The organism is Streptomyces sp. NPDC086787, from assembly GCF_044745865.1.
In the GTDB taxonomy this organism is placed as follows: Bacteria; Actinomycetota; Actinomycetes; order Streptomycetales; family Streptomycetaceae; genus Streptomyces.
Genome location: NZ_JBIVBC010000007.1, coordinates 170,286 through 196,131 on the forward strand (window position 1 = coordinate 170,286; position 25,846 = coordinate 196,131).

Here is a 25,846-nt window from a genome sequence, read left to right on the forward strand (position 1 = left end):
GCTCACAACAGATGCGGAAGAGCCACCCCATACGGCGCGTCGTACTGGCCACCGCGGCCACCGTGTCCGGTGTCGTACTGCTGCTGTCGCTGAAGCCGTCGACGGACTCCGCGTCCGCGGCGGGCGCGGTGCCACAGCAGCCCGTGGCGGGGCAGGAGGCGCCGCAGGGCGGCGTACAGGCCCCCGGCACGGGCACGGTCACCGGTGACGCGGCCAACACGCAGTACGGGGCCGTGCAGGTACGGCTGACCGTCAGCGACGGGAAGATCACCGGGGCCGAGGCTGTGCAGGCACCCAAGGGCGGCACCAGCGACCAGAAGACCGCACTCGCCGTACCCAGGCTCAACCAGGAGGCGGTCGCCAAGCAGGGCGTGGGCGTCGACTCCGTGTCCGGGGCCACCTACACCAGCACCGGCTACAAGCAGTCGCTCCAGTCCGCGCTGGACCGGATGAAGGCGTCCGCCGGATCCGGTGGCGCCCCGTCCGGTGCCGCCGGGCAGGCCGCCAGGACCGTGACCGGGCAGGTCGCGCAGACCCAGTACGGGCCGGTGCAGGTGCGGATCACGGTCGCCGGCGGGAAGATCACCAGGGCCGAGGCTGTGCAGGCACCCAAGGGCGGCACCAGCGACCAGAAGACCGCACTCGCCGTACCCAGGCTCAACCAGGAGGCGGTCGCCGCGGGCAACGCGCGGATCGACTCGGTGTCCGGCGCCACCTACACCAGCACCGGCTACAAGCAGTCGCTCCAGTCCGCCCTGGACCAGGCCGGTGGCTGAGGCCATGGCGGAGTCCGCGGAGGCGCCCGCCGCTGAGCGGCGGGTGGCGGAGGTCATGGGGACCGTCTTCTCCTTCGACGTCCGCGGCGGGGATCCGGACGCCGTGCGGCACGCCCTCGACGAGGCGATCGCCGGACTGCGCCGGGCCGACGACGTGTTCAGCACCTACCGCGAGGACAGCCAGATGTCCCGGCTGGCCCGGGGGGAACTGGGCGTGGCCGACTGCGATCCCGAGGTCGCCGAGGTGCTGGAGCTGGGCGCCGAGGCGGAGCGGGTGAGCGACGGCTGGTTCAGCATGCGCTACGGGGGGCGGCTCGACCCGACCGGGATCGTCAAGGGCTGGGCCACCGAGCGGGCCGCGCGCCGGATCGCGGCGGCCGGGGCGAGCGGCGTGAGCGTGAACGGCGGCGGTGACGTCCAGATGTACGGCGCGCCCGAGCCGCACCGGCCGTGGCGGGTCGGGGTGGCGGATCCGCTGCGGCCGGGCGGGCTTGCGGCGGTCATCTCGTCCGGCGGAGTGCCGGAACTGGCGGTCGCCACGTCCGGTACGGCGGAGCGCGGCGCGCACATCATGGATCCGCGCACCCGGAAGCCGGCGGTCACCGACCTGGTCGCGGTGACCGTGGTCGCACCAGGCCTCACCTGGGCGGACTGCTGGGCCACTGCGGCGTTCGCGATGGGGTCCCGGGCGGGGCTGGCGTGGCTGGAGTCCCTGCCGGACGTGGAGGCGCTGCTGCTCACCGCGGGCGACGAGGTGCGGTGCACCGGGGGGCTGGCGGCGCGGCTGGGGTGAGCCGTGCCGTGTCACGCCTCCTCAGTGGCCGTTCTGGGCCAATCGCAGCAGATGTTCCGCCAGCGCCTGCCCCCCGGACGGGTCCCGGCTGATCAGCATCACCGTGTCGTCACCGGCGATGGTGCCGAGGATGTCGTGCAGTTCGGCCTGGTCGATGGCCGAGGCCAGGAACTGCGCGGCTCCCGGCGGGGTGCGCAGGACCACGAGGTTGGCGGACGCCTCCGCGGAGATCAGCAGCTCCTGGGAGAGGCGCCGCATCCGCTCCTCCTTGGCAGACCCGCCGAGCGGTGCGCGGGGGGTGCGGAAGCCGCCCTCGCTCGGCACCGCGTAGATCAGCTCGCCGTCGGTGTTGCGGATCTTCACCGCGTTCAGCTCGTCCAGGTCCCGGGAGAGCGTCGCCTGAGTGACACTCAACCCGTCGTCGGCGAGCAGCTTCGCCAACTGGCTCTGCGAACGCACCGGTTGCCGGTTGAGGATGTCCACGATCCGGCGGTGGCGTGCGGTGCGGGTCTGCGGCACGGCGGGCCCCGCGTTCTGGTCGTGGTCCTGCGCTTGGCTCATCGTCGTCTCATTCCCCGGTTCGTCCTTCCCCGCCTGCTGGTTCGCCTGCCGCGTCGAGGATGCCGGGCAGCGCCCGGAGCAGCGTCCGCGCCTCGTCGTCGCGGAGGTTCAGCGGGGGCATGAGCCGTACGACGTCGGGGGCGGGCGCGTTCACCAGAAGGCCGGCGTCCTGAGCCGCCTGCTGCACCTGGGGCGCGAGCGGCTCGGTGAGCACGATACCCAGCAGGAGTCCGGCGCCCCGGACATGGGCGACCAACGGGTGGCCGAGGGACTCGATTCCCTCCCGCAGCGCGGCGCTCTGGCGCTTGACGTTGTCCAGCAGGCCGTCGTCGGCGATGGTGTCGAGTACGGCGAGTCCGGCAGCGCAGGCCACGGGGTTGCCGCCGAACGTCGTACCGTGCTGGCCGGGCGCGAGCAGTTCGGCGGCGCGGCCGAAGGCGACGGTGGCGCCGAGCGGCAGTCCGCCGCCCAGCCCCTTGGCCAGGGTCACGATGTCGGGCAGGACGCCCTCGTGGGCCTGGTACTCGAACCAGTTGCCGGTGCGCCCGACGCCGGTCTGCACCTCGTCCAGGACGAGCAGGGTTCCGGTGGCCGCGGTGATGGCGCGGGCCGCCTTCAGATAGCCGGCCGGGGGGACCACGACCCCGTTCTCGCCCTGCACGGGCTCGATGACGACGAGCGCGGTGTCCTCGGTGACCGCGGCCGCCAGGGCCTGGGCGTCGCCGTAGGGCACATGGGTGACGTCGCCGGGCAGCGGCAGGAACGGCTCCTGCTTGCCGGGCTGGCCGGTGAGCGCCAGGGCGCCCATGGTGCGGCCGTGGAAGCCGCCGTGGGTGGCGACCATGTGGGTGCGCCCGGTCAGCCGACCGATCTTGAAGGCGCCCTCGTTGGCCTCGGTACCGGAGTTGCAGAAGAAGACCTTGCCGCTGCGGCCGAAGAGCTGGAGGAGGCGTTCGGCGAGGGCGACGGGCGGTTCGGCGACGAAGAGGTTGGAGACATGGCCGAGGGAGGCGATCTGCCCGCTGACGGCCGCCACGACGGCCGGGTGGGCGTGACCGAGCGCGTTGACCGCGATACCGCCGACGAAGTCCAGGTACTCCCTGCCGTCGGCGTCCCACACCCGCGCACCCGCGCCGCGCACCAGGGGCAGCCGGGGGGTGCCGTAGTTGTTCATGAGAGCGCCCTGCCAGCGCCGGGTCAGCTCCTCGTTCGCGCTCATGCGCCGTCCCCCTCGTGCGTGTCGGGCACGACCATCGTGCCGATGCCCTCGTCGGTGAAGATCTCCAGCAGGATCGAGTGCTGGACTCGGCCGTCGATCACCCGGGCGGTGGTGACGCCGCCCCGGACGGCGTGCAGGCAGCCCTCCATCTTCGGGACCATGCCGGAGGACAGTTCGGGCAGGAGCTTCTCCAACTGGGAGGCGGTGAGCCGGCTGATCACCTCGTCGGAGCGCGGCCAGTCCTCGTAGAGGCCCTCGACGTCGGTGAGGACCATGAGGGTCTCGGCGCCCAGTGCCGCAGCGAGTGCCGCAGCCGCCGTATCAGCATTGACGTTGTAGACATGTCCGTCGTCCTGACTACGGGCGATCGAGGAGACGACCGGAATACGGCCGTCGGCGAGGAGTGCCTCGATCGCGCCCGTGTCGATCGAGGTGATCTCACCCACCCGCCCGATGTCGATCTGCTCGCCGTCGATCTCGGGCCGGTGCCTGGTGGCGGTGATGGTGTGCGCGTCCTCGCCCGTGAGGCCCACGGCGAACGGGCCGTGCTGGTTGAGCAGGCCGACCAGTTCGCGCTGCACCTGTCCGGCGAGCACCATGCGCACGACGTCCATGGCGTCCTCGGTGGTGACCCTCAGGCCCGCCTTGAACTCGCTGACGATGCCGTGCCGGTCGAGGGCCGCGCTGATCTGCGGGCCGCCGCCGTGCACGACGACGGGTTTGAGTCCGGCGTGCCGCAGGAAGACGACGTCCTGCGCGAAGGCGGCCTTGAGCTCCTCGTTCACCATGGCGTTGCCGCCGAACTTGATGACGACGATCTTGCCGTGGTGCCGGGTCAGCCAGGGCAGCGCCTCGATGAGGATCTGGGCCTTCGGCAGGGCGGTGTGCTTGCGGGTGGGGCCGGTGCTCATGAGGAGTACGCGCTGTTCTCGTGGACGTAGTCGGCGGTGAGGTCGTTGGTCCAGATGGTGGCGGTGTCGGAGCCCGCGGCGAGGTCGGCGACGATGTGCACCTCGCGGTAGCGCATGTCGACCAGTTCGCGGTCCTCGCCGACCCCGCCGTTCTTGCACACCCAGACGCCGTTGATGGCGACGTTCAGCTGGTCGGGCTCGAAGGCGGCCCGGGTGGTGCCGATGGCGGACAGGACCCGGCCCCAGTTGGGGTCCTCGCCGTGCACGGCGCACTTGAGCAGGTTGTTGCGGGCGATGGAGCGGCCCACCTCGACGGCGTCGTCCTCGGTCGCGGCGTTGATCACCTCGACCTTGATGTCCTTGCTCGCGCCCTCGGCGTCGCGGATGAGCTGCTGTCCGAGGTCGTCGCAGACGGCTCGTACGGCGTCGGCGAACTCGCCGGGTCCGGGGGTGATCCCGGCCGCGCCGGAGGCCAGCAGCAGCACGGTGTCGTTGGTGGACATGCAGCCGTCGGAGTCGACCCGGTCGAAGGTGACCCGGGTGGCGGCGCGCAGCGCGTTGTCGAGGCTCTCGTCGTCGAGGTCGGCGTCGGTGGTGAGCACGACCAGCATGGTGGCGAGGCCCGGCGCGAGCATGCCGGCGCCCTTGGCCATGCCGCCGACGGTCCAGCCGTCCTTCGTCACGACGGACGTCTTGTGGACGGTGTCGGTGGTCTTGATGGCGATGGCGGCCTTCTCACCGCCGTGCTCGGAGAGCTGTGCGGCGGCCGTCGCGACGCCCGGGAGCAGCTTGTCCATGGGCAGTGGCACGCCGATCAGGCCGGTGGAGCACACGGCGACCTCAATGGCGCCCCGGCCGAGGACCTCGGCGACCTTCTCGGCGGTGGCGTGGGTGTCCTGGAAGCCCTTCGGCCCGGTGCAGGCGTTGGCGCCGCCGGAGTTGAGGACCACGGCCGACACCTGACCGCTCTTGAGGACCTGCTCGGACCACAGTACGGGCGCGGCCTTCACACGGTTGGAGGTGAAGACGCCGGCGGCGGCGCGGCGGGGCCCGTTGTTGACCACGAGGGCCAGGTCCGGGTTGCCGTTCTCCTTGATTCCGGCGGCGATGCCCGCCGCCGTGAATCCTTTGGCTGCCGTGACGCTCACGGTGCGACTCCGATCGTGGAAAGCCCGGTGGTCTCGTCGAGACCGAGGGCGATGTTCATGCTCTGGAGGGCGCCGCCCGCGGTGCCCTTGGTCAGGTTGTCGATGGCGCTGATGGCGATGATGCGTCCCGCGGCCTCGTCGTACGCGACCTGTACCTGAACGGCGTTGGAACCGTGGACGGACGCCGTGGCGGGCCACTGTCCCTCGGGCAGCAGGTGGACGAAGGGTTCGCCGGAGAACGCCTTCTCGTAGGCGGTGCGCACCGTCTCGGCGGTGACCCCGTCACGGGCCTTCGCGTTGCAGGTGGCGAGGATTCCCCGGGACATCGGCGCGAGGGTGGGGGTGAAGGAGACGGTCACCCGCTCGCCGGCGGCGGCGCTCAGGTTCTGGATCATCTCCGGGGTGTGCCGGTGGAGTCCGCCGACGCCGTACGGCGACATGGAGCCCATGACCTCGCTGCCCAGCAGGTGCGCCTTGGGCGTCTTGCCGGCGCCGGAGGTGCCGGAGGCGGCGACGACCACGGCCTCGGGCTCGGCGATCCCGGCGGCGTAGGCGGGGAAGAGGGCGAGGGAGACCGCGGTCGGGTAGCAGCCGGGCACCGCGACACGCCTGGTGCCCGCCAGCGCCTCACGGGCTCCCGGGAGTTCGGGCAGGCCGTAGGGCCAGGTACCGGCGTGCGGGGTGCCGTAGAACCGCTCCCAGTCGGCGCGGTCCGTGAGCCGGAAGTCGGCGCCCATGTCGATGACCAGCACGTCCGGACCGAGTTGTGCGGCCACGGCGGCGGACTGTCCGTGCGGCAGGGCGAGAAGGACGACGTCGTGCCCGGCGAGCGCCTCTGGGCTGGTGTCCGTCAGTACACGGTCGGCCAGGGGCAGCAGATGTGGCTGGATCGTGCCGAGCCGTCGGCCCGCGTTGGAGTTGCCGGTCAGGGCCCCGATCTCGACCTCGGGGTGTGCGAGGAGCAGTCGCAGGATCTCTCCGCCCGCGTATCCGCTCGCTCCGGCCACCGCAGCTCGTACCGCCATGTCACCCTCCTCCTGGATGGCATGACTATACGTTTCGCTGCACGTTTATGCAATCCTAGGCGACGCCGCTCCGGCGGGCGGCCCCCGGCAGCATGATCCAGCGGGAGACGAGGAAGGTCACCGGGATCGCCGCCGCGTAGGCGATCAGCGGGGCGAGCCGGCCGCCTCCGTGCAGGACGGTGACGATCACATACAAACCCAGGGTGATGATCAGGAAACTGACGGCGTTACTCAGGGGAAAGAGCAGGAATTTGCGCCAGGTCGGCCGTGTCCGGTAGGTGAAGCGGGCGTTCAGGAAAAAGGAGCCGGTCATGCTGAGTGTGAACGCGAGAACATGGGCGCACAGATAGGGAAAGGGGATGAGGAAAAGAAGATAGAGGCCGTAGTAGGTGCCCGTGTTGACCGCACCGACCGCGATGAAGGTCAGCATCTGCCTGGACATCAGGCGCGTCGTCGCGCTGGCCATCAGGGAATCAGGTCCTTCGTTCGTTCCACGTTGGTCGCTTTCACGAGAAAGTGCGGCCGTCTCTTCACCTCGTAGTAGATACGGCCGGTGTATTCCCCGATCACCCCGAGCATGACCATCTGGATCCCCGCGACGGCCGTGACGGCGGTGACGATGGTGACGTATCCGGGCGCCTGCACCCCGTTCACCAGCGCCGCGCCCACGATCCACGCCGTGTAGAGCATCGCGCAGGACAGCAGGGCCAGTCCCAGGTAGAGGGCGGCCCGCAGCGGCCGGTTGTTGAACGACAGCAGCCCGTCGAGCGCGTAGTTGAGCAGACCCCGCAGGCTCCAGGAACTGCGGCCGTGCTCACGGGCGGCGTTCTCGTACTCGAAGGTGGCGCTGGGAAAGCCCACCCACGCGAACAGGCCCTTGGAGAAGCGGTTGCACTCGGCCAGCGACACGACCGCGTCCACCGCCCGGCGCGACAGCATCCGGAAGTCGCCCACCCCGTCGATGAGCTCCACGTCGACCAGCCGGTTGACCAGCCGGTAGTACAGGCGGGCGGTGAAGGTACGGGTGATGGGATCCCCGTTCCTGGTACGCCTGGCGATGACCTGGTCATGCCCCTCGTCCAGCAGCTCCACCATGCGCGTGATCAGCTCCGGCGGATGCTGCAGATCCGAGTCCATGACCACCACCGAGTCCCCCGAGGCGTTGCGCAGCCCGGCCAGCAGCGCCGCCTCCTTGCCGAAGTTCCGGCTGAAGGAGACGTACCGCACGCGCGAATCCAGGTCTGCGAGCCGCTTCAGCACGGCGAGGGTGCGGTCGCAGCTGCCGTCGTCCACGTACACGAACTCCATGTCGTGCCCCTGCGGCAGGAGCCCCTCCGCCACCTGCTGGACACGCTGGTGGAAGTGCTCGATGACGGCTTCCTCGTTGTAGCAGGGCGCGACGACCGAGATGAGCATGGGTTCTCCCTGCGGCTGGGTTCTCCCGCGAAACCTAGTTCCCCCGCGCACCGCGCCCGCGTCGCCCCGGCCGGGACGGTCACCCGGGCGGCCCGCCGGCGCTGAGCCGTTCGGGTCAAGGCCATCACCCGTCCCGGAGGTTCCGAAAGCGCATCCGGTGTGGCGACGGACGGTTTTGCGAAGGCTCCATATTCTCGCTTCCGCCTTTGTCGGCGTCATGCAGCACCATTCGTCCCAGGCTGGAGAAACACGGTGGCGTTCGAATCCGCTCGACTGCGGTATGAATCCGAGATGAGTACGGCAGTGGGCCGCTTCCTCGAACCTCGCAGCGCGGAGTGTCCGTGGTGTGCCTCCACAAAGCTACGTGTCCTGCTGCGCAGCCCTGACGTCGTCCAGCAGAAGCCCGGGCTTTTCACGCTCGAGGAATGCGGGAGTTGCCGTCATGTTTTCCAGAATCCGCGGCTCACCTCGGAAGGTCTGGAGTTCTACTACCGCGACTGCTACGACGGCTACCAGGAAGCTCTCCGGGAGCGCATGTTCAAGCTCCAGCAGGCCACCTACCAGGGGCGCATCGCCTTCCTAGGCGGCCACACCACCCCCAGGGCATGGCTGGACGTGGGAGCCGGGCACGGGCACTTCTGCAGGGCGGCACGTACCCGGTGGCCGGACGCCGCCTTCGACGGTCTCGACTTCGGAGACGGGATCGACAAGGCGGTGGAGCGCGGCTGGGTGGACCGTGCCCACCGCGGCGCCTTCCCCGACATGGCCCCGGACCTCACGGGACGCTATGACGTGGTGAGCATGCACCACTACCTGGAGCACACCGTCGACCCCTTCGCGGAACTGGAGGCCGCCGCCCGGGTCCTGCGCCCCGGAGGGCATCTGCTGATCGAGGTGCCGGACCCCGAGTGGCCGCTGAGCCGGGCCATGGGATGGCGCTGGAACCCGTGGGGCCAGCCCCAGCACCTGCACATGTTCCCCATCAGGAACCTCAGAAGGGCCCTGCACGACAAGGGCCTCCACCTGGTGGCCCAGCAGCGGGGAGCGGCACACCAGGTCGGGGCCGACATCCTCATGACGACGGTGCGCGCCTGGAACACCCTGCTGCCCGACCCGGACGCCCCCTGGCTGCCGCGCCGCGGCACGCGCTACCGCCTCGTACGCAAGGCGTCATTCGCCGTGCAGGCTCCGACTCTCGCCCTGGCGGGCTTCCTCGATGTGCTGGTCCTGCTGGCGGCGCGAACGGCCAACCTCGGAAACGCCTATCGCGTGCTGGCGCGGAAGGCGCCCTGAGACGCCCCCCGGGCGCTCGTCTCCCGGGGCGCCCAGTTCGGGGACCATGATCCAGCGGGAGACCACGAAGGTCACCGGGATCGCCGCCGCGGAGGCGATCAGCGGGGCGAACCGGCTGCCCCCGTGCATGACGTCGACGATCACGTACACACCCACCGTGGTGATCACGAAATTGGCGGCATTCGTCAGCGGGAACAGCAGGAATTTACGCAGGGTCGGTCGTATCCGGTAGGTGAAGCGCGCGTTCAGGAAGAACGATCCGGTCATGCTCAGCAGAAACGCGAGAACGTGAGCGGCGAGGTAGGGGAAAGGAATGAGGAACAGGAGGTAAAGACCGTAGTAGGTGGCCGTGTTGATCACGCCGACCGCCGCGAAGGTGAGTATCTGCCTCGGCAGCGGACGGGTCGTCGCGGTGGTCGTCGCGGTGGGCATCAGGAGATCAGGTCTTTCGTCAGTTCCACGTTGGTCGCCTTCACCAGGAAGTGCGGACGCCTCTTCACCTCGTAGTAGATGCGGCCGGTGTACTCCCCGATCACTCCCAGCATGGTCATCTGAGCACCGGCGAAGGCCGTGATGGCGGTGATGATCGTCACGTAGCCGGGCGTCTCCACTCCGGTGACGAGTGCCGCGCCCACGATCCACGCCGTGTAGAGCCCCGCGCACGACAGCAGGGCCATACCCAGGTAGAGGGCGGCGCGCAGCGGCCGGTTGTTGAACGACAGCAGTCCGTCGAGCGCGTAGTTGAGCAGACCCCGCAGGCTCCACGAGCTGCGGCCGTGCTCGCGCACGGCGTTCTCGTACTCGAACGTGGTGCTCGGGAACCCCACCCATGCGAAGAGGCCCTTGGAGAAGCGGTTGTACTCGGTGAGGGCCAGTACCGCGTCCACCACCCGGCGGGACAGCAGCCGGAAGTCGCCGACCCCGTCCATCAGCTCCACGTCGACCAGACGGTTGACGAGCCGGTAGTACAGCCTGGCGGTAAGGGTGCGGGTGATCGGGTCACCGTTCCTGGTGCGCCTGGCTATGACCTGGTCGTGTCCCTGCCCGTGCAGTTCCACCATGCGTGTGATCAGCTCCGGCGGGTGCTGGAGGTCCGAGTCCATGACGACCACGGAGTCTCCCGCAGCATGCCGCAGCCCGGCCAGCAGCGCCGCCTCCTTGCCGAAGTTGCGGCTGAAGGAGACGTACCGCACACGCGCGTCGCGGTCGGCGAGCCGCTTCAGGGCGGCCAGCGTGCCGTCCCGGCTGCCGTCGTCGACGTAGACGAACTCCATGTCGTGGCCGAGTGGCAGCAGATCCTCCGCCACCTGCTGGACGTGGTGGTGGAAGAGCTCGATGACGGCTTCCTCGTTGTAGCAGGGCGCGACGATCGAGATGAGCATGGGATCTCCCTCTGGGGATCGGCCGGGGACGCGGGTCACGTGGTCGCGCGGTCGCGTGGACGGGCGGTGGGGGCGGGTGCCGGAGTGCGCCGTCTGCGGACGACCGGGACCACCCCGAGCAGGGTCAGCGCCAGCAGTGAGGCGCCGCCGACGGCGGCGCCGAGCCGCAGTCCGGGTGGATGGAACGTGCAGGTGACCCTGGTCGTGGCGCCGTCGAGCGGTACCGCCACCAGGCCGTAGAACTGGGCGGCCGGGGCGGCCCGGGCGTCGCCCGCGGCACAGCGCCAGCCGGCGATCCGGGGCACGGCGACCACCGCCGTTCCCCTGGTGCCCGTGGGGAACCGGGCGTGGATCGTGCCGTCCGAGACGCTCACCCGGACGGCGCCGGTGGTCTTCAGACGTGCCGCCGCCGTGCGCAGCCTGACGGTGTCCAGGCAGCCGACCGCCTCGTCCGGGACGATGCTCGCGGTGTCCGGGGCCAGGTAGACCCGCAGCCGTCCGGAGGCCGGCACCCGGCCCAGCGGCTCCATGGCAGCGATCTTGTTGACCTGCCGGTCGTAGTGGAACCGGCCCGTCGGGGCGTCGGCCGGGGCCTCGGCGAGGCGCGCGGTGCCCGAGAAGTACGGCGCCCACAGGTACACCTCGTTGCCGGCCGGGCAGGCGGCCGTGATGGTCGGCCCGGGTACGCCGGTCCCGGCGCGGAGGGCGGCGAGCCGCACACCGGCACGCCGGGCGGCCGCGCGGTGCGGGGTCGTGCCCTCGGCGGTGCGCACGGTCAGCGAGGGCACGGTGTAGACCTGGGCGCCCAGCACCAGTTCCTGGTTGCGGTAGGGCGAACGTCCGAAGGCGGAGACACCGGTGAGGCCCGCGGCGGCGGTGCCGGCCGGGCGCACGGTGACCAGGGGAGGTACGTCGCGGCGGGTGACGGACGTGACGCTGCCGTCCTGCGGATACCGGTTCTGGTGCGGGTCCGGCGGGGAGTGCAGACGGGCGCCGACGGAGAAGATCACGTCGGTGACCGCGTTGTCCAGGCTCTGCAGGTTGCGGGCTCGTGAGGTCCAGCCGCCGCCGAGGGCGGTGAGCAGCCGGCTGAGGACGTCGGAGGTGAGGCTGCTGTAGTACTGGGCGCCCTGGCCGCCCACCTCCAGCGGGTCGTTGCCGACGGTCTGCTCCCGGCCGGGGTCGGTGCGGTACCGGGGCCAGCCGTCGGCGTCGGCGATCAGCTCCGACTGCCGCTGCTGCCGGGGGCCCCAGGGCGCGTAGTGGTCCATGTGCCCGTACCGCTGCCGGGCCGCGACCGCGGAGTTCGCGGCGGCCTCGCCGAACTGCCCGCCGAGCAGCAGGGCCACGGCGAGCCAGACCGGCGCGGCGCGGCGCGCGCCGCCCGCGCGGGCCAGCAGGGCGAGACCGGCCAGCGCGGCCGCCGCGGCGAACAGCGTGACCAGCACGGTGAGCGGACGGTGGGTCAGCAGGCTGCCGCTCGCGAGGGCGGCGAGCAGCGCGAACAGCCCGGCCGCAGCGGCCAGCGCGCGAAGGTCCGGCGGGCCGTACGACACCGAGGTCCACGCGGCCGTCACCAGCAGCCCGCACAGCACGAAGGCCTGCCGGTACGGGCTGCCCTGCGGGGTGGCGAAGGCGTGCCAGAGCAAATGGGTCGGCTGCCACTGCATGGACAGCAGTACGGCGGCGACCAGCAGGGTCCATCCGGCGCGCACCGACCGGGGCACCGCCCGGTGGAAGGGCAGGGCGAGAGCGAGCAGCAGGGCCGCGGTCCCGACGTAGACGGCCGGGCTGGCGTAGCTGTATGTCGTCGGCAGCAGACGGGCCAGCAGGTCGTCGGTGCCGACCGGGGCGAACGGCCAGGCCCGGCCCGGGTAGGCGTGCTTGGTCCCGAAGTACACGACCGTCACCAGCGGCGCGGCCAGCCCGATGCCGAGAGTGGTGGTCAGCCCGGCCCGGCCCGCCGCCGCGAGGCGCCGACCGCGGGTGAGGTCGGACAGGAGGAGCCGGAGCAGCAGCACCAGGCCGGCGCCGAGGGTGGCCATGTAGGCCGTGTAGAAGTTGGCGATCCAGGCGACCGCCACGACCAGCGCCCCGGCGACCGGCCGCCGTCCGCTGATCGCCCACTCGCCGGTCAGGCACAGCAGCGGCAGGGCGATGAGCCCGTCCAGCCACATCGGGTTGACCGAGGCCATCGCCACGCTCCAGCCGCACAGCGCGTAGGAGGCGCCGAGGAGCCCTCCCGCCCACCAGCGGCCCGGGCGCAGGGTGAGCAGCAGCCACGCCATGGCCGCGGCGGCGCAGGCCGTCTTCAGAACGGTGATCGCATAGACGGCGAGGTCGATCTCGTCCCTCGGGAACACCGCGACGAGCAGCGCGAACGGGCTGCCGAGGTAGGTGCCGAGGTCGGGCAGGAAGCCGGCGCCGAAGCCGGACTGCCAGTTGATCAGGAGGCCACCGTCGGCCCTGCCGTGCAGCAGGTCCCACAGGTGGGCGTGGAAGGGCACGTACTGGTTGCCCAGGTCGTTGATGTCGCGTGTGCGGGGCCCGAAGGGGTAGCTGCGCGCCGCGGCGTCGCCGGCGCAGAAGGCCATGGCGGTGACTGCGGCGGCGAGCAGGGCCGCGGCCGGCCGTGGGCCGACCGACCGGGGGACCGAACGGATTCTGTATTTCACAACCTGTTCCTGTACGCCTCAAGAAACGGCGTTGGACTGATTATCGAATATCCACCGCCCTAGACAGTCCACGCCCCCGAATGGTTGCACCACTGTCCGGAAGAGAAATGAGAACAGGAATTCAGTGAACGAAAGCGAAACGGGAATTGTCTTTCATGTAATTCAAGGGTGGCGTAGGGTCGACGCCTGAAGTGATGACCAAGGGATGACGATGGGTGAGTTCTGGCCCGTGCCGGACGTGCTGGCGCATCTGGCCGGGCGCTGGAGCGCCGAGCGCCGCGTGCGGGACCTGGCGAGCGGCCATGTGGGCAGGTTCGAGGGCGTGACCGCCTTCACCCCGCTGGACGGGGGCGGACTGCTGCACGAGGAGTCCGGCACCTTCACCTGGCAGGGGGTGTCCCGGCCCGCCGTGCGGACGCTGCGGTTCCTGCCGGGGGACTCACCGGCCACGGCCGACGTCCGCTTCGCCGACGGACGGCCCTTCCACGGCCTCGACCTGTCCCGCGGGCACCACATCGCCGAGCACCCGTGTGCCGCCGACCTCTACCGGGGTGAGTTCACCGTCCGGGACCGGGACCACTGGCGGAGCGTGTGGCGGATCGGCGGCCCCGCGAAGGACCTCGTACTGACCACCGACTACGCGCGCGTGGGCTGAGGGCAGGCCCGGTCGAAGCGGAGGTTCCAGCGGCCCGCCCGGCCCATGACGGTGGTCGTGGACAGCGGACGGACGTCGATGTTCCAGTACGTCGCGGGCGGCGCCTTCAGCACGTACACGACGGCGGCCCGGATCACCGAGGGCTCCGCCACCGCGACGATGTGCCCGCCGTCCTCGGCGGGGCGGGTGTCGAGCCAGCCGCCGACCCGGGTGATGAACGAGAACAGGGACTCGCCCCCGTACGGCGTGGCCAGCGGGTCGGCGAGCCAGGCGTCGACCGACTCCGGCTCACGGGCCATCGCCTCGCCCAGCGTGAGTCCGCGCCAGCGGCCCATGTCGCAGTCCCGGAGGGCCGGCTGCACCAGTGGGGCGAAGCCCAGGGCGTCGCCGGTGGCGCGACTGCGCGGCGTCGGCGAGCAGTAGCGGAGCTCGGCCGCGGCCAGCGGCAGCAGCTCCCCCGCGGCACGCTGCACCTCGTCCCAGCCCGCCTGGTCGAGCGGCCGGTCGTCCTCGAAGCGCTCCGCGAGCCGCGGGGAGCTGCGCGCGGCGGCGACGAAGGTGAGCCGAAGTTGCATGCGGTGATGGTGTGCCGCGCGGATGGCCCGGTCAAGAGTCGTTGCCCGGGCGTTATCCGAATTTGCGCATCCTTGCCGGAAGGTCAGGATCAGCCGGACAAGCCACCCGAAAAGCGCCCGACTCCGGTTCACGGACTTCATGGAACGGATTACTCCGCTTTGCCGGAGCATCTCACCCTGGTCACCCGGGGCGGATCACCTCCTCGTACGCCGCCCGTAGCCGTCGCACCCCCTCGGCGATCTCCCCGGTCCCGGCGACCGCCGCGAAGCTCAACCGGATGTGGGCGGCCGGGGGTTCGGCGCTGAAGTACGGGCGACCGGGGGTGATCGCGACGCCCGCACGCAGGGCCGCGGCGGTCAGCGCGGTCTCCGTCACGCCCTCGGGAAGGCGGAGCCAGAGCTGGTAGCCGCCGGACGGCACATGGGGCAGGTCGACTTCCTGCAGGGACAGGCGCAGCGCGGTGACCATCGCCTCGCGCCGGGTCCGCAACTCGGCCGACACGGTCCGCAGATGGCGTGGCCAGGCGGGCGAACCGACGAGCTCGAGCGCGGCCTCCTGGAGCGGCCGCGGGACGAAGAAGCTGTCCACGACCTGGATGGCGCGCAGCCGTTCCAGCACGGGTCCGCGGGCGGCCAGGGCGCTGACCCGGAAGCTGGGCGAGGTCGCCTTGGTGAGCGAGCCGACGTGGATCACGACGCCGTCCGTGTCGTCGGCGGCCAGCGGCCGGGGCAGCGGGCCCGCGTCCGCGTGCACCAGACGCCGTACGAAGTCGTCCTCGACCACGAAGGCGCCCGCCGCACGGGCGATGCTCAGCACCTCGGCGCGCCGGTCCGGGGCGAGGACGGCGCCGGTCGGGTTCTGGAACAGGGGCTGGCAGACGAACACCCGGGCGCCGGTGGCCCGGAAGGCGTCCGCCAGCAGCTCGGGCCGTACCCCCTCGGCGTCGACCGGTACGGGCACCGGGCGCAGTCCGGCCGCGCGGGCGAGCGCCAGCATGCCGGGGTAGGTCGGCGACTCGACCAGCACCGGCGCGCCCGGCGGGGCGAGCGCGCGCAGGGCGGTGGCCAGCGCGGACTGCCCGCCCGCCGCGATCAGCACGTCGGCCGCGCCGACGGAGCCGCCGATGCTCCGCGCGAACCACTCGCGCAGTTCGGGCAGCCCCTCCAGGGGTGGGCGTCCCCACGCGCCGGGGCGTCGTCCGGCGCGGGCCAGGGCCGCGGCCATCGCGCGCTCGGGCTGGAGCGACGGGTGCAGATAGCCGCCGCTCAGCTCCAGCACACCGGGTGGCGGGGCCGCGAGTGAGACCGTCACCCCGGAGGCGTCCACGGTGCGCGGTACGAGGTCGGCCACACCGTCGGCGCTGAGGGCGACCTCCTGCCACGAGGTGTCGCCCGCCGGAGCGGTGGCTGGAGGCCGGGCGCGGAAGGCGCCGGCACCGGGGCGGGTGACCACCTGTCCCTCGGCGGCCAGCTGGGCCAGGGCGCGCGAGACGGTCACCGGGCTCACCCGGAACCGCTCGACCAGCGTCCGGCTCGACGGGAGCTTCTCACCAGGTGAGTAGCGGTCAAGCTCCTGCCTCAAGTATTTCACCAGTTCGGCGACGCTGCTACTCTCATGCATGAGAGTACAGAGTAGCGCTACTACCGAGGCCCCGATAGCGGTCACCGCCCGCCGGGCCCGCCGCCCCGACGCTGTCGGCGTCGGTACGCTCCAGGCCGCCCTCGGCGTCATCGCCTTCTCGCTGACCTTTCCGGCCACCGCGTGGGGCCTGGAGAGCTTCGGCCCATGGTCGCTCGTGGCCGTGCGCAGCGCGCTCGCGGCGCTGATCGCGGGCTGTTGTCTGCTCGCCTCGCGGGTGCGGCCGCCCGAGCGTCGGCACCTGGCGGGGCTGGCCGTGGTCGCCGCCGGAGTGGTGCTCGGCTTCCCGATGCTGACCACGCTCGCCCTGCGGACCTCGACCACCGCGCACGCCGCGGTCGTCGTGGGCCTGCTGCCGCTGACCACGGCACTCTGCTCCGCGCTGCGCATGGGCACCCGGCCCTCGCGCACCTTCTGGGCGGCGGCCCTCGCGGGCGCCGCCGCGGTACTCGCCTTCACCGTGCGGCAGAGCGGCGGCGCGCTCACGGCCGCCGACGGATATCTGTTCGCCGCGCTGCTGGTGTGCGCGGCCGGCTACACCGAGGGCGGCCGACTGGCCCGGGTCATGCCCGGCTGGCAGGTCATCGGCTGGGCCCTGGTGCTGTGTCTGCCGCTCAGCGTGCCGGCGGCCGCACTGGCGCTGTCGTACGAGCCGGTACGGCTGTCCGCGCACGGCGTGGCCGGGGTGCTCTGGGTGGCGGCCGGATCGCAGTTCCTCGGTCTGGTCGTCTGGTACCGGGGCATGGCGGCCATCGGCATACCCCGGGCCAGCCAGTTGCAGTTGGCTCAGCCGCTGCTCACACTGGTGTGGTCGGTGCTGCTGCTGGACGAGCACCTCACGGCGGCCGCTCCGCTGACCGCCGCCGCTGTGCTCGTGTGCATCGCCGTCACCCAACGTTCGCGTTCGTGAGGAGGCCCACAGATGCGCGCAACCGTGGGCGACCAGCTTGTCCAGCACGGCAGGGTGGTCGGACAGCATGACCAGGTCACCGAAGTCGTCGAGGTCATAGGCAGCGAGGGCAACCCGCCCTACCGCGTGCGCTTCGCGGACGGCCGAGAGGCCGTCATGTCCCCCGGCCCGGACTGCGAGGTCCGCCACCACCAGCAACAGGAGAGGTGAGTCGGCGCGGGGGATTCGCCGGCTGCCCGTAGTGGTCGGCGATCACCCGTGACATCGCCCCCAGCGGGTCCCTCGCGACGTCCCCGGCGGCGAAGAAGACATGACCGCTCACCTCGGGGTGGGCCGCGGCGGAGGTGAGATGGCGGGACAACTCGGCCGGGTCCTGCCATGCCTCGGGCTGGCCCGCCGCACCCGCCTTGTAAAGGGCCTCTCCCACATACAGCCTGGTCCCCGTCCCGCGGACCGTCCGAGCCCACCAGCGCACCAGCTCGGCGTAGTCGGCGAGGGCGAAGCCGAGGTGCCAGTAGACCTGTGGGACCACGTAGTCGATCCAGTGCTCACGGACCCAGGTCCGGGTGTCCGCGTGCAGGTCGTCGTACGTCTGCACACCGGCCTGTGTGACGGAGCCGCGCGGATCGGCGGCCGCGTTGCGCCACACCCCGAAGGGGCTGATCCCGAACTGGGTGCCGGGCCGGATCCGCCTGATCCGGGCGGCCGTCTCGCGCACCAGCCGGTCGATGTTGTCGCGGCGCCAGGCGGCCCGGTCCGCGAAGCCGCCGCCATGGGCGGCGTAGGCGGCGGTGTCGTCGAAGCTCTGGCCGGCGACCGGGTAGGGGTAGAAGTAGTCGTCGAAGTGAACGCCGTCGACCGGGTACTTGGCCACCGCGTCGAGCATCGCGTCCTGAACGAAGGCCCGGACCTCCGGCAGGCCCGGGTTGTAGTAGAGCCTCCCGCCGTACGGCACCACCCAGTCCGGGTGCCGCCGCGCCGGATGTCCGGCGGCGAGTCGCGACAGGTCGGCGTGCTGGGCGATGCGGAACGGGTTGAACCAGGCGTGCAACTGGAGCCCACGGGCGTGGGCCTCGGTCACGGCGGTGCCCAGCGGGTCCCAGCCCGGGGAACGCCCCTGGGTGCCGGTGAGGTACTCCGACCACGGCTCGTACGGGGAGGGCCACAGGGCATCGGCCGTCGGCCGCACCTGGAAGATCACCGTGTTGAGCCGGGCGCCGGCCGCCCGGTCGAGGTGGTCGGTCAGCTCCGCGCGCTGCTGCTCGGCGGACAGGCCGGACCGGGAGGGCCAGTCACGGTTCTGCACGGTCGCCAGCCACATGCCCCGCATCTCGGTCACCGCACGTGCGGAGCCCGGTCCCGGGAAGCCCGGTCTCGCCACGGCGCCCCGGGCCGCGCCCAGCGTGGCGAGCGCCGCCAGGGCGAAGGTACGCCGTGCCAGTCGCCCCATCCGGGCTCTCCTGTACGCTCCGGATCCGCTCCGTCACGGATCTTCCCGGGCACTAGGATGCCCCCACCCGGGCGATCGATCATCGATACCTGGGGGTAACGTGCACGATCGGAGCAGGCGCCGGGGCCCGCAGGTCACGCGTCGGTAGTGGATCAGCGAAGGGGACGATGTGACGGACATCCCTGCAGGAGACATCGCCCGCGTAGGCGTCGTGGGCTGCGGCCAGATGGGAGCGGGTATCGCCGAGGTGTGCGCCCGCTCCGGACTGGATGTGAGGGTCGCCGAGACGACCGGCGAGGCCCTGGAGTTCGGCCGCACCCGGTTGTTCAACTCCCTGGACAAGGCCGCCGAGCGCGGCAAGATCAGCGAGGCCGAGCGGGACGAGACGCTGGCGCGTCTCAGCTTCACCACCGACCTCGGTGAGTTCGCGGACCGCGACCTGACCATCGAGGCCGTGGTCGAGAACGAGCAGGTGAAGACGGAGATCTTCCAGGTGCTCGACCAGGTGATCACCCGGCCCGACGCGATCCTGGCCTCGAACACCTCGTCCATCCCGCTGGTGAAGCTGGCGGTCTCCACCTCTCGCCCGGACCACGTGGTCGGCATCCACTTCTTCAACCCGGCGCCGGTGCAGAAGCTCGTCGAGCTGATCCCGGCGCTCACCACCTCCGACGAGACCCTCGCCCGCGCCCAGCTCTTCGCCGAGAAGCTGCTCGGCAAGCACGCCATCCGCGCCCAGGACCGCTCGGGCTTCGTGGTGAACGCGCTGCTCGTGCCGTATCTGCTGTCCGCGATCCGGATGTTCGAGTCGGGCATCGCCGGCCGCGAGGACATCGACAACGGCATGGAGATGGGCTGCGCCCACCCGATGGGCCCGCTGAAGCTGTCCGACCTGATCGGCCTGGACACCATCGTGTCGATCGCCAACAGCATGTACGCGGAGTACAAGGAGCCGCTGTACGCCGCTCCCCCGCTTCTCCAGCGCATGGTCGAGGCGGGCCGGCTCGGCCGCAAGACCGGCTCGGGCTTCTACACCTACAGCTGACTACGCCAGGTAGTAACCCCGCCTCGCACGGGCCCGGCACCGGACATCGGTGCCGGGCCCGCGGCATTCACACACCGTGTGCACGCCGGGCCCGCATATGCCCTTCGCACACGCTCCCCACGTGCCCACCAGGCGAGTTGACTCTCACGCGCATGCAAGGGATGAGAGAGAACTACGGAAAGGAGCGGACTCGTGACCGCCGATCCCGAGCATCCCGTGGTCCATGGGGAACTCGCAGAGTTACGACGCCGTCTCGACGTGGCGTACGCACGTGTCGAGGGCGGACTGGCACTGCTCAGTCATCGCACCAAGGAGACCGCCAGGGAACTGGACGAGCTCAACACCCGCATGTCCTCCCTGGAGCACACGCGCTGGCCACTGCCCTCGGTCGCCGCGCTCACGGCCCTCGGGGCACTGATCGTGACGATCTGGCAGGCGTTGGGCCGCTAGCTCCTGTCGTCCGGCCCTAGACATCGGTGAGCCTGAGATGGTGCAGCAGCAGTAACGCGGCCGCCATGTTGGCGGCCGGGACCTCGCCGCGGGCGATGAGGTCGGGGACGAGCTTGAGGGGGACCCATTCCCGGCGGTCCGACTCGAAGTCGTCCACGGGATGTCCGAGGTACTCCCCGTCGTCGGCCCAGTAGATGTGGTGCCGTGCGTCGGTGAGGCCGTTGGACGGCTCCACGCTCATGAGATGGTGCAGAGGCCCCGGCCGCCAGCCGGTCTCCTCCTCGAGTTCCCTGGCGGCCGCGTCGGCGATGTCCTCGCCGTCCTCCACGACGCCGGCGGCGAGTTCCCACCCCCAGCTGTCCGTGATGAAGCGGTGCCGCCACAGCAGGAGAACCTCGTTGGCGTCGTTCACCACCGTGGCCACGGCCACCGGCCGCAGCCTGATCAGGAAGTGGTCGAGGTGCCGCCCGTCAGGCAGCTCGACATCTGCGAGATTGACGCTGAACCAGCGGTTTTCATACACAGTTTGTTCGTTCTGCTTCGTCCACTGCACGGTTCTGCCACCTTCCGCTGAGTAAGTGGCAATATCGCAGCAGGGAGGCAGGAGGCCCACAGGGCGCTTTCGAGGCGGCTACAGCGGCACGCGCAGAGCCCCGTCGATGAGTTCGGCGGCCTCGGCGGTTCCGGCGCAACCACTGCGCACCAGATACTCACGCACCGCCCGGAGTCTGTCGCGCAGCCGCTGGGACTCCATACCGCGGGCCTGTTCGGCCATCTGCACGGCCGTGGCCACCGCTTTGTCCGCGTTTCCCTGGCGGAGCTCGATCGTGCTGAGCATGGCGAGCCGGTGCACCCGGCCCCGGTCATGGGCGGGGTTGTCCACGGCGGCCGCGGCGTGCATCCGGGCGGCCGCCAGCTCCCCGAGGCTGAGCAGCGCCTCGGCCACCTGGACGTTGACCAGTCCGGGCTGGACATAGCCGGTCTCGTCGGGCTCGTATCCGCGCCGGATACGTTCGGCGGCCACCTCGGCACGCCGGATGCAGGACAGTGCGCTCGTGCCGTCACCGAGGTGCGCGTACGCCTTCGCCTGCATCGCGTACAGGTCGGACGCGAGAGCCGGGGTGATGTGCTTGCCCGCCGCCCGCAGCGCGGCCTCCGCGAAGGCGACGGCCTGACGGTACTCCCTCATGAACAGCGCCTGGTTGACCAGCAGCGCTATCACATACGCGCCGAGTCCCCGGTCCCCGCTGGCCTTCGCCAGCCGCAGCGCCTGGTGGAAGTAGCGCTGCGCGAGACCGTGCGCGTCGGAGTCGTAGGCACAGATGCCCGCGATCGCCACCAGCCCGCCCGTGGCACGGTGCAGTTGACGGCCCGTCGCGTCGGTGTATCTGCCGCGCAGCAGCGGGGCCGCCTCGGTGTTGAGGAAGCCGACGATGCGGGTGCGCATCGCCACACCGCCCGCCTTGCGGTACATCTGCTCGTAGTGGGCGCGGGCGGCGCGCAGCGTCTCGAGGTCGGCCGAGGTGACCCGGTGCCGGCCACCGCGCGAGACGTCCACGTCCTCCGGCGGGTTCTCCCACTCCCACACCGGCATCACGGCGGGGGTGCCGGTGACGGCGGGGGCGCCCAGGATGTGCGGGCGCTGCTGCTCGTCCGAGCGCCACAGCGCGGTGGCACGCTCCACGAACCCTGACAGCGAGGTGCCGTTCGGGGCCGCGGGCTCGCCGGGGACGCCCAGGCCGATGTCGTCGAGGGTGACGTGCCGGTGCAGCCGGGCCGCGAGTACCTCGCAGATCAGGTCCGGCACCTGGCCGCGCGGCCGCTGCCCCTTCAGCCAGCGCGCCACGGCGGTGTGCTCGTAACGGAGTGCGAGACCCCGCGCCCGGCCCGCCTGGTTCACATGTGCGGCGAGACCGGCGTGCGAGATGCCGGCCTCGTCCAGGATCGCGTCGAGCAGAGTGTTGGGCTGCATGGATGCCCCCCGATGGCCTGGTGACGCCAGACTAGTGGGGGTGGGTTCACACGGGGTGTGAACCGAGTACGCGAATCCGGCCCGTGTGCACGCTGTCGCACACAGTTCGCGGCCGGTTGACTGAAATGCCTCGCAAGAGGCCGGCCGGGCCGCCCGCTCCCCCTCGTACAGTGCGGTGGCCCGGCCGTCGGCCACGGCGGGGCGGCCGCTTCCGGATGTACGGACCGGAGGTACGAACACGAAAAGGGAGGGTGCCGGCCGGCGACACCCTCCCCCTGTCGGCACCTAGCTGCGCAGTGCCGCTCCGGTCCGCTCGGTGGCCAGGGCCACCGCCGCGTCGCGGGCCGCGGAGGCCTCGTCCACGGTGAGCGTGCGGTCGGCGGCACGGAAGCGGAGCGCGTAGGCGAGCGACTTCTTCTCGCCGCCCAGCTGCTCGGCGTTCTCGTACACGTCGAACAGCCGGATCGCCTCCAGCAGTTCACCGGCGCCCTCGCGCAGCGCGGCCTCGACGTCGGCGTGCGGGACCGACTTGTCGACGACCAGGGCGACGTCCTGGGTGGCGACCGGGAACGTGGAGATGCGCGGTGCCCGCACCATGCCGTTGCCGGCCTCCTCCAGCGCGTCCAGGTCGACTTCCATCGCGCAGGTGCGGTCGGGCAGCCCGAGTGCCTTCAGGACGCGCGGGTGCAGTTCGCCCGCGTGGCCCACGACCCGCTCGGTGCCGTCGGCGACGACCACCAGCTCGGCGGCGCGGCCCGGGTGCCACGGCCCGTACTGACCGCCCCGGACGACCAGCTCGGTGCCCGCCTCGCGGGCGACCGTGCGGGCGGCCTCGATCGCGTCGGCCCAGTCGGCCGGACGGCCCCTGCCCCACCAGCCGGCCTGCTCGCGGGCGCCGGTGAGGACGACGGCGACGTGGCGCGGCTGCTCGGGCAGTGCGGCGTCGAGCCCGGCCAGCTCCTCGTCGGTCGGGCGACGGTCGACGGGCAGGTTCGCGGCGACCCGCCGCTCCTCGCGCGGGTGGAAGACCAGGCCGGTCTCGAACAGCGCCTGGTCGTGCGCGCCCCGGCCGTCGTTGCGGCGCAGCGCGGCGAGCAGGCCGGGCAGCAGCGTCGTACGGAGGGCGGGCTCCTCGTCGTTGAGCGGGTTCGTCAGCCGGACGACACGGCGGGCCGGGTCGTCGGCGTCCAGGTTGAGCTGGTCGAAGACCTGCTCACCGACGAAGGGGTAGTTCGGTGCCTCCACATAGCCCGCGCCCGCCAGGGCGCGGCCGACGCGGCGGTGCAGCCGCTGCCGGTGGGTCAGGCCACGGCCCGCGGGGGGCCGGGGCAGCGTGGAGGGCAGGTTCTCGTAGCCCTCCAGGCGGATGACCTCCTCCGCCAGGTCGTTCGGCTCGGTGAGGTCGGGGCGCCAGGTCGGCACGGTGACGGTCAGCTCGTCCTGCCCGTACGCGTCGCAGCCGATCTCCTGGAGACGGCGTACGACCGTCTCGCGGCCGTAGTCGACACCCGCGACCCGGTCCGGATGGTCGGCCGGGATGGTGATGGTGCGGGGTGCGGCCGCGGCGGCCACCTCGGTGACGCCCGCGTCCGCCGTGCCCCCGGCGAGCAGCACCAGCAGGTCGACGGTGCGCTGGGCGGCGGCGGAGGCGGCCTGCGGGTCGACGCCGCGCTCGAAGCGGCGGGACGCCTCGGAGGACAGCTTGTGACGGCGGGCGGTGCGCGCGATGGAGATCTGGTCGAAGTGGGCGGCCTCGATGACGACCTCGGTGGTCGCGTTCTCGACGTCGTCGTGGTCGGCGATCTCGGTGTTGGCGCCGCCCATGACACCGGCCAGGCCGATCGGGCCGCGGTCGTCGGTGATCACCAGGTCCTCGGCGTGCAGCACCCGCTCGGTCCCGTCGAGGGTGACGAGCTTCTCGCCCTCCTGGGCGCGGCGCACCCCGATGGTGCCCTGGACCAGCTTGCGGTCGTAGGCGTGCAGCGGCTGGCCGAGCTCCATCATCACGTAGTTGGTGACGTCGACGGCGAGCGAGATCGGGCGCATGCCGACCTTCTGGAGCCGGCGCTGCAGCCAGATCGGGGAGCGTGCCTCGGGAGCCAGACCGGTGACGGTGCGGGCGGTGAAGCGGTCGCAGCCGAACGCGTCGGAGATCTGCACCGGGTAGCCGAAGGCGTTCGGGGCGGGCACGTCGATCAGCGCCGGGTCGCGCAGCGGCAGGCCGTAGGCGATGGCGGTCTCGCGGGCGACGCCGCGGATCGACAGGCAGTCGCCGCGGTTGGCGGTGACGGCGATGTCGAGGACCTCGTCGACCAGCTCGAGCAGCTCGATGGCGTCCTTGCCGATCTCGGTCTCCGGCGGCAGCACGATGATGCCGCCCGCGCCGTCGTCGCCCATGCCCAGCTCGTCGCTGGAGCAGATCATGCCGTGGGAGGTCTTGCCGTACGTCTTGCGCGCGGCGATCGCGAAACCGCCGGGCAGCACGGCGCCCGGCAGCACCACGACGACCTTGTCGCCGACGGAGAAGTTGCGGGCGCCGCAGACGATCTCCTGCGGTTCGCCGGTGCCGTTGGCGGTGCCGACGTCGACGGTGCAGAAGCGGATGGGCTTCTTGAAGCCCTCCAGCTCCTCGATGGTCAGTACCTGACCCACCACCAGCGGGCCCTTGAGGCCGTCGCCGAGCTGCTCGACGGTCTCGACCTCCAGGCCGCTGGACACGATCTTGGCCTGGACGTCACGGCCGGTTTCGGTCGCCGGCAGGTCGACGTACTCCCGCAGCCAGGAAAGCGGGACCCGCATCAGATCTCCATCCCGAACGGCCGGGTGAACCGGATGTCACCCTCGACCATGTCTCGCATGTCTTCGACGTTGTGGCGGAACATCAGCATCCGTTCGATGCCGAACCCGAAGGCGAACCCGCTGTACCTGGCGGGGTCGACGCCGCAGGCGGCCAGCACCTTGGGGTTGACCATGCCGCAGCCGCCCAGCTCGATCCAGCCCTCGGACGAACAGGTGCGGCAGGGGCGGTCGGGGTTGCCGACGGACTCGCCGCGGCAGACGTAGCAGACCATGTCCATCTCGGCGGACGGCTCGGTGAACGGGAAGAAGTTCGGCCGCAGCCGGGTCTTCATGTCCGCGCCGAACAGCGACTGGACCATGTGGTCCAGGGTGCCCTTGAGGTCGGCCATGGTGAGGCCCTCGTCCACGGCGAGCAGCTCGACCTGGTGGAAGACCGGGGTGTGGGTGGCGTCCAGCTCGTCGGTGCGGTACACGCGGCCGGGGCAGATCACGTACACCGGCAGCTCGCGGCCGAGCAGGGAACGGATCTGGACGGGCGAGGTGTGGGTGCGCAGCACGACACCGGACTCGGTGCCGCCCTCCGGGCCCTCCACGAAGAAGGTGTCGGCCTCGCCGCGGGCCGGGTGGTCCGGGCCGATGTTGAGGGCGTCGAAGTTGAACCACTCGGCCTCGGCCTGCGGGCCCTCGGCGACCTCGTAGCCCATGGCCACGAAGATGTCCTCGATGCGCTCCGAGAGCGTGGTCAGCGGGTGGCGGGCGCCGGCGGGCACGCGGTCGTGGGGCAGCGTGACGTCCACTGCCTCCTCGACCAGCACGCGCGCGTCGCGCTCGGTCTCCAGCTCGGTCTGGCGGGCGGCGAGGCCCTTGTTCACGGCGCTGCGGGCCTGGCCGACCAGCTTGCCCGCGGCGGCCTTGGCGTGCGGTGGCAGGGCGCCGATCTCGCGGTTGGCGAGGGCCAGCGGGGAGGCGGGGCCGGTGTGGGCGACCTTGGCCTCGTGGAGCGCGTCGAGCGAGTCCGCGGCGGCGAACGCGGCGAACGCCTCGTCCCGCATGCGCTCGATCACTTCCGGTTTCAACGCCTCGACCTCTACAGGGTCGTACGACTTATTCGGTGCCGACATCTCTTCCCGTGCTTCCGATTGGCTGGCGGAT

Annotated in this window: 24 protein-coding genes and 1 pseudogene; 8 read left to right on the top strand and 17 right to left on the bottom strand. The window is 71.4% G+C overall.

Features of this window, described 5'->3' with window-relative positions; genetic code table 11:
* Positions 1-11: 11 nt before the first annotated feature.
* A complete protein-coding gene (locus ACIPK3_RS19075; RefSeq protein WP_402571056.1) occupies positions 12-776 on the top strand; it encodes an FMN-binding protein in 765 nt (254 codons plus the stop codon).
* Between the two features lie 4 nt (positions 777-780).
* Positions 781-1,569 carry an FAD:protein FMN transferase gene (locus ACIPK3_RS19080; protein ID WP_402571396.1) on the top strand — a complete coding sequence of 263 codons (789 nt, stop codon included), beginning with the start codon at positions 781-783 and terminating at the stop codon, positions 1,567-1,569.
* 21 nt (positions 1,570-1,590) lie between these two features.
* Here the strand turns inward: ACIPK3_RS19080 and ACIPK3_RS19085 are convergent, their stop codons facing one another.
* From ACIPK3_RS19085 to ACIPK3_RS19115, 7 genes are read right to left on the bottom strand one after another with little or no spacing between them, the layout of a single operon-like run.
* Positions 1,591-2,130: an arginine repressor gene (locus tag ACIPK3_RS19085; protein ID WP_402571058.1), complete on the bottom strand. Its 540-nt coding sequence runs from the start codon at positions 2,128-2,130 to the stop codon at positions 1,591-1,593.
* 7 nt (positions 2,131-2,137) lie between these two features.
* Complete coding sequence (locus ACIPK3_RS19090; protein ID WP_402571060.1) at positions 2,138-3,349, bottom strand: acetylornithine transaminase; 1,212 nt, start codon at positions 3,347-3,349, stop codon at positions 2,138-2,140.
* The gene (argB, locus tag ACIPK3_RS19095) at positions 3,346-4,260 is read right to left on the bottom strand and encodes an acetylglutamate kinase (protein ID WP_402571062.1); all 915 of its coding nucleotides are present in this window, start codon (positions 4,258-4,260) and stop codon (positions 3,346-3,348) included. Before argB ends, ACIPK3_RS19090 begins: the two co-directional genes overlap by 4 nt.
* A complete protein-coding gene (argJ, locus tag ACIPK3_RS19100) occupies positions 4,257-5,408 on the bottom strand; it encodes a bifunctional glutamate N-acetyltransferase/amino-acid acetyltransferase ArgJ (protein WP_402571064.1) in 1,152 nt (383 codons plus the stop codon). Before argJ ends, argB begins: the two co-directional genes overlap by 4 nt.
* Positions 5,405-6,433 carry an N-acetyl-gamma-glutamyl-phosphate reductase gene (argC, locus tag ACIPK3_RS19105; protein WP_402571066.1) on the bottom strand — a complete coding sequence of 343 codons (1,029 nt, stop codon included), beginning with the start codon at positions 6,431-6,433 and terminating at the stop codon, positions 5,405-5,407. Before argC ends, argJ begins: the two co-directional genes overlap by 4 nt.
* A gap of 55 nt (positions 6,434-6,488) precedes the next feature.
* Positions 6,489-6,899, bottom strand: a complete 411-nt coding sequence (locus ACIPK3_RS19110) for a GtrA family protein (protein ID WP_402571068.1) — start codon at positions 6,897-6,899, stop codon at positions 6,489-6,491.
* Positions 6,899-7,849 (bottom strand): glycosyltransferase family 2 protein, encoded by a 951-nt coding sequence (locus ACIPK3_RS19115; RefSeq protein WP_402571069.1) that lies wholly within the window; start codon positions 7,847-7,849, stop codon positions 6,899-6,901. The genes ACIPK3_RS19110 and ACIPK3_RS19115 overlap by 1 nt, the downstream gene beginning before the upstream one ends.
* Before the next feature lie 291 nt (positions 7,850-8,140).
* Between ACIPK3_RS19115 and ACIPK3_RS19120 the strand changes: the two genes are divergently transcribed.
* On the top strand, positions 8,141-9,142 hold the full coding sequence (locus ACIPK3_RS19120; RefSeq protein WP_402571071.1) for a class I SAM-dependent methyltransferase: 1,002 nt from the start codon (positions 8,141-8,143) through the stop codon (positions 9,140-9,142).
* A 15-nt stretch (positions 9,143-9,157) separates the two neighbouring features.
* On the opposite strand, the pseudogene ACIPK3_RS19125 reads toward ACIPK3_RS19120, so the two are convergent.
* From ACIPK3_RS19125 to ACIPK3_RS19135, 3 genes and pseudogenes are all read right to left on the bottom strand, one after another.
* Positions 9,158-9,574 (bottom strand): annotated as a pseudogene (locus ACIPK3_RS19125) (GtrA family protein); the annotation flags it as partial.
* Positions 9,574-10,524, bottom strand: a complete 951-nt coding sequence (locus ACIPK3_RS19130) for a glycosyltransferase family 2 protein (RefSeq protein WP_402571073.1) — start codon at positions 10,522-10,524, stop codon at positions 9,574-9,576. The pseudogene ACIPK3_RS19125 and the gene ACIPK3_RS19130, both read right to left, overlap by 1 nt.
* A 35-nt stretch (positions 10,525-10,559) precedes the next feature.
* Positions 10,560-13,118, bottom strand: a complete 2,559-nt coding sequence (locus tag ACIPK3_RS19135) for a YfhO family protein (protein WP_402571398.1) — start codon at positions 13,116-13,118, stop codon at positions 10,560-10,562.
* Between the two features lie 292 nt (positions 13,119-13,410).
* Here ACIPK3_RS19135 and ACIPK3_RS19140 point away from each other — a divergent pair, with 292 nt between their 5' ends.
* Complete coding sequence (locus tag ACIPK3_RS19140; protein ID WP_402571074.1) at positions 13,411-13,854, top strand: DUF6314 family protein; 444 nt, start codon at positions 13,411-13,413, stop codon at positions 13,852-13,854.
* On the opposite strand, the gene ACIPK3_RS19145 is transcribed toward ACIPK3_RS19140, so the two are convergent.
* Positions 13,836-14,429: a histidine phosphatase family protein gene (locus ACIPK3_RS19145; RefSeq protein WP_402571076.1), complete on the bottom strand. Its 594-nt coding sequence runs from the start codon at positions 14,427-14,429 to the stop codon at positions 13,836-13,838. The genes ACIPK3_RS19140 and ACIPK3_RS19145 overlap by 19 nt on opposite strands.
* 181 nt (positions 14,430-14,610) lie before the next feature.
* The gene (locus tag ACIPK3_RS19150) at positions 14,611-16,050 is read right to left on the bottom strand and encodes a PLP-dependent aminotransferase family protein (protein ID WP_402571078.1); all 1,440 of its coding nucleotides are present in this window, start codon (positions 16,048-16,050) and stop codon (positions 14,611-14,613) included.
* On the opposite strand from ACIPK3_RS19150, the gene ACIPK3_RS19155 reads away from it, so the two are divergent.
* Together ACIPK3_RS19155 and ACIPK3_RS19160 are read left to right on the top strand one after the other, a co-directional pair.
* Complete coding sequence (locus tag ACIPK3_RS19155; RefSeq protein ID WP_402571080.1) at positions 16,049-16,978, top strand: DMT family transporter; 930 nt, start codon at positions 16,049-16,051, stop codon at positions 16,976-16,978. The genes ACIPK3_RS19150 and ACIPK3_RS19155 overlap by 2 nt on opposite strands.
* 12 nt (positions 16,979-16,990) lie before the next feature.
* Entirely contained in the window at positions 16,991-17,188 is a 198-nt protein-coding gene (locus tag ACIPK3_RS19160; protein ID WP_402571082.1) for a DUF1918 domain-containing protein, read from the top strand.
* Here ACIPK3_RS19160 and ACIPK3_RS19165 read toward each other — a convergent pair.
* On the bottom strand, positions 17,133-18,428 hold the full coding sequence (locus tag ACIPK3_RS19165; protein WP_402571084.1) for a glycoside hydrolase family 10 protein: 1,296 nt from the start codon (positions 18,426-18,428) through the stop codon (positions 17,133-17,135). The two genes, ACIPK3_RS19160 and ACIPK3_RS19165, sit on opposite strands and share 56 nt — an antisense overlap.
* A gap of 169 nt (positions 18,429-18,597) precedes the next feature.
* Between ACIPK3_RS19165 and ACIPK3_RS19170 the strand changes: the two genes are divergently transcribed.
* Both ACIPK3_RS19170 and ACIPK3_RS19175 read left to right on the top strand, forming a co-directional pair.
* The gene (locus tag ACIPK3_RS19170; protein ID WP_402571086.1) at positions 18,598-19,473 is read left to right on the top strand and encodes a 3-hydroxybutyryl-CoA dehydrogenase; all 876 of its coding nucleotides are present in this window, start codon (positions 18,598-18,600) and stop codon (positions 19,471-19,473) included.
* A 192-nt stretch (positions 19,474-19,665) separates the two neighbouring features.
* On the top strand, positions 19,666-19,923 hold the full coding sequence (locus ACIPK3_RS19175; protein WP_402571088.1) for a hypothetical protein: 258 nt from the start codon (positions 19,666-19,668) through the stop codon (positions 19,921-19,923).
* Between the two features lie 16 nt (positions 19,924-19,939).
* Here the strand turns inward: ACIPK3_RS19175 and ACIPK3_RS19180 are convergent, their stop codons facing one another.
* The 4 genes from ACIPK3_RS19180 to pheS all read right to left on the bottom strand — a co-directional run bounded on the left by ACIPK3_RS19180 (position 19,940) and on the right by pheS (position 25,815).
* A complete protein-coding gene (locus tag ACIPK3_RS19180; protein ID WP_402571089.1) occupies positions 19,940-20,476 on the bottom strand; it encodes an NUDIX hydrolase in 537 nt (178 codons plus the stop codon).
* A gap of 78 nt (positions 20,477-20,554) precedes the next feature.
* A complete protein-coding gene (locus ACIPK3_RS19185) occupies positions 20,555-21,895 on the bottom strand; it encodes a transcriptional regulator (protein WP_402571091.1) in 1,341 nt (446 codons plus the stop codon).
* Between the two features lie 285 nt (positions 21,896-22,180).
* Positions 22,181-24,694 (bottom strand): phenylalanine--tRNA ligase subunit beta, encoded by a 2,514-nt coding sequence (gene pheT / locus ACIPK3_RS19190; protein WP_402571093.1) that lies wholly within the window; start codon positions 24,692-24,694, stop codon positions 22,181-22,183.
* On the bottom strand, positions 24,694-25,815 hold the full coding sequence (pheS, locus tag ACIPK3_RS19195; RefSeq protein WP_402571095.1) for a phenylalanine--tRNA ligase subunit alpha: 1,122 nt from the start codon (positions 25,813-25,815) through the stop codon (positions 24,694-24,696). Before pheS ends, pheT begins: the two co-directional genes overlap by 1 nt.
* Between the last annotated feature and the right edge of the window lie 31 nt (positions 25,816-25,846).

What these genes read in the sequence shown, in the direction of transcription:
- argC (WP_402571066.1), bottom strand. Translation starts at nt 6,433, where the DNA reads ATGGCGGTACGAGCTGCGGTGGCCGGAGCGAGCGGATACGCGGGCGGA.
- ACIPK3_RS19185 (WP_402571091.1), bottom strand. Translation starts at nt 21,895, where the DNA reads ATGCAGCCCAACACTCTGCTCGACGCGATCCTGGACGAGGCCGGCATC.
- ACIPK3_RS19140 (WP_402571074.1), top strand. Translation starts at nt 13,411, where the DNA reads ATGGGTGAGTTCTGGCCCGTGCCGGACGTGCTGGCGCATCTGGCCGGG.
- ACIPK3_RS19165 (WP_402571084.1), bottom strand. Translation starts at nt 18,428, where the DNA reads ATGGGGCGACTGGCACGGCGTACCTTCGCCCTGGCGGCGCTCGCCACG.
- ACIPK3_RS19115 (WP_402571069.1), bottom strand. Translation starts at nt 7,849, where the DNA reads ATGCTCATCTCGGTCGTCGCGCCCTGCTACAACGAGGAAGCCGTCATC.
- ACIPK3_RS19135 (WP_402571398.1), bottom strand. Translation starts at nt 13,118, where the DNA reads ATGGCCTTCTGCGCCGGCGACGCCGCGGCGCGCAGCTACCCCTTCGGG.
- ACIPK3_RS19160 (WP_402571082.1), top strand. Translation starts at nt 16,991, where the DNA reads ATGCGCGCAACCGTGGGCGACCAGCTTGTCCAGCACGGCAGGGTGGTC.
- argB (WP_402571062.1), bottom strand. Translation starts at nt 4,260, where the DNA reads ATGAGCACCGGCCCCACCCGCAAGCACACCGCCCTGCCGAAGGCCCAG.
- ACIPK3_RS19150 (WP_402571078.1), bottom strand. Translation starts at nt 16,050, where the DNA reads ATGCATGAGAGTAGCAGCGTCGCCGAACTGGTGAAATACTTGAGGCAG.
- ACIPK3_RS19110 (WP_402571068.1), bottom strand. Translation starts at nt 6,899, where the DNA reads ATGGCCAGCGCGACGACGCGCCTGATGTCCAGGCAGATGCTGACCTTC.
- ACIPK3_RS19145 (WP_402571076.1), bottom strand. Translation starts at nt 14,429, where the DNA reads ATGCAACTTCGGCTCACCTTCGTCGCCGCCGCGCGCAGCTCCCCGCGG.
- pheT (WP_402571093.1), bottom strand. Translation starts at nt 24,694, where the DNA reads ATGCGGGTCCCGCTTTCCTGGCTGCGGGAGTACGTCGACCTGCCGGCG.
- ACIPK3_RS19130 (WP_402571073.1), bottom strand. Translation starts at nt 10,524, where the DNA reads ATGCTCATCTCGATCGTCGCGCCCTGCTACAACGAGGAAGCCGTCATC.
- ACIPK3_RS19080 (WP_402571396.1), top strand. Translation starts at nt 781, where the DNA reads ATGGCGGAGTCCGCGGAGGCGCCCGCCGCTGAGCGGCGGGTGGCGGAG.
- ACIPK3_RS19090 (WP_402571060.1), bottom strand. Translation starts at nt 3,349, where the DNA reads ATGAGCGCGAACGAGGAGCTGACCCGGCGCTGGCAGGGCGCTCTCATG.
- ACIPK3_RS19085 (WP_402571058.1), bottom strand. Translation starts at nt 2,130, where the DNA reads ATGAGCCAAGCGCAGGACCACGACCAGAACGCGGGGCCCGCCGTGCCG.
- ACIPK3_RS19155 (WP_402571080.1), top strand. Translation starts at nt 16,049, where the DNA reads ATGAGAGTACAGAGTAGCGCTACTACCGAGGCCCCGATAGCGGTCACC.
- pheS (WP_402571095.1), bottom strand. Translation starts at nt 25,815, where the DNA reads ATGTCGGCACCGAATAAGTCGTACGACCCTGTAGAGGTCGAGGCGTTG.
- ACIPK3_RS19120 (WP_402571071.1), top strand. Translation starts at nt 8,141, where the DNA reads ATGAGTACGGCAGTGGGCCGCTTCCTCGAACCTCGCAGCGCGGAGTGT.
- ACIPK3_RS19075 (WP_402571056.1), top strand. Translation starts at nt 12, where the DNA reads ATGCGGAAGAGCCACCCCATACGGCGCGTCGTACTGGCCACCGCGGCC.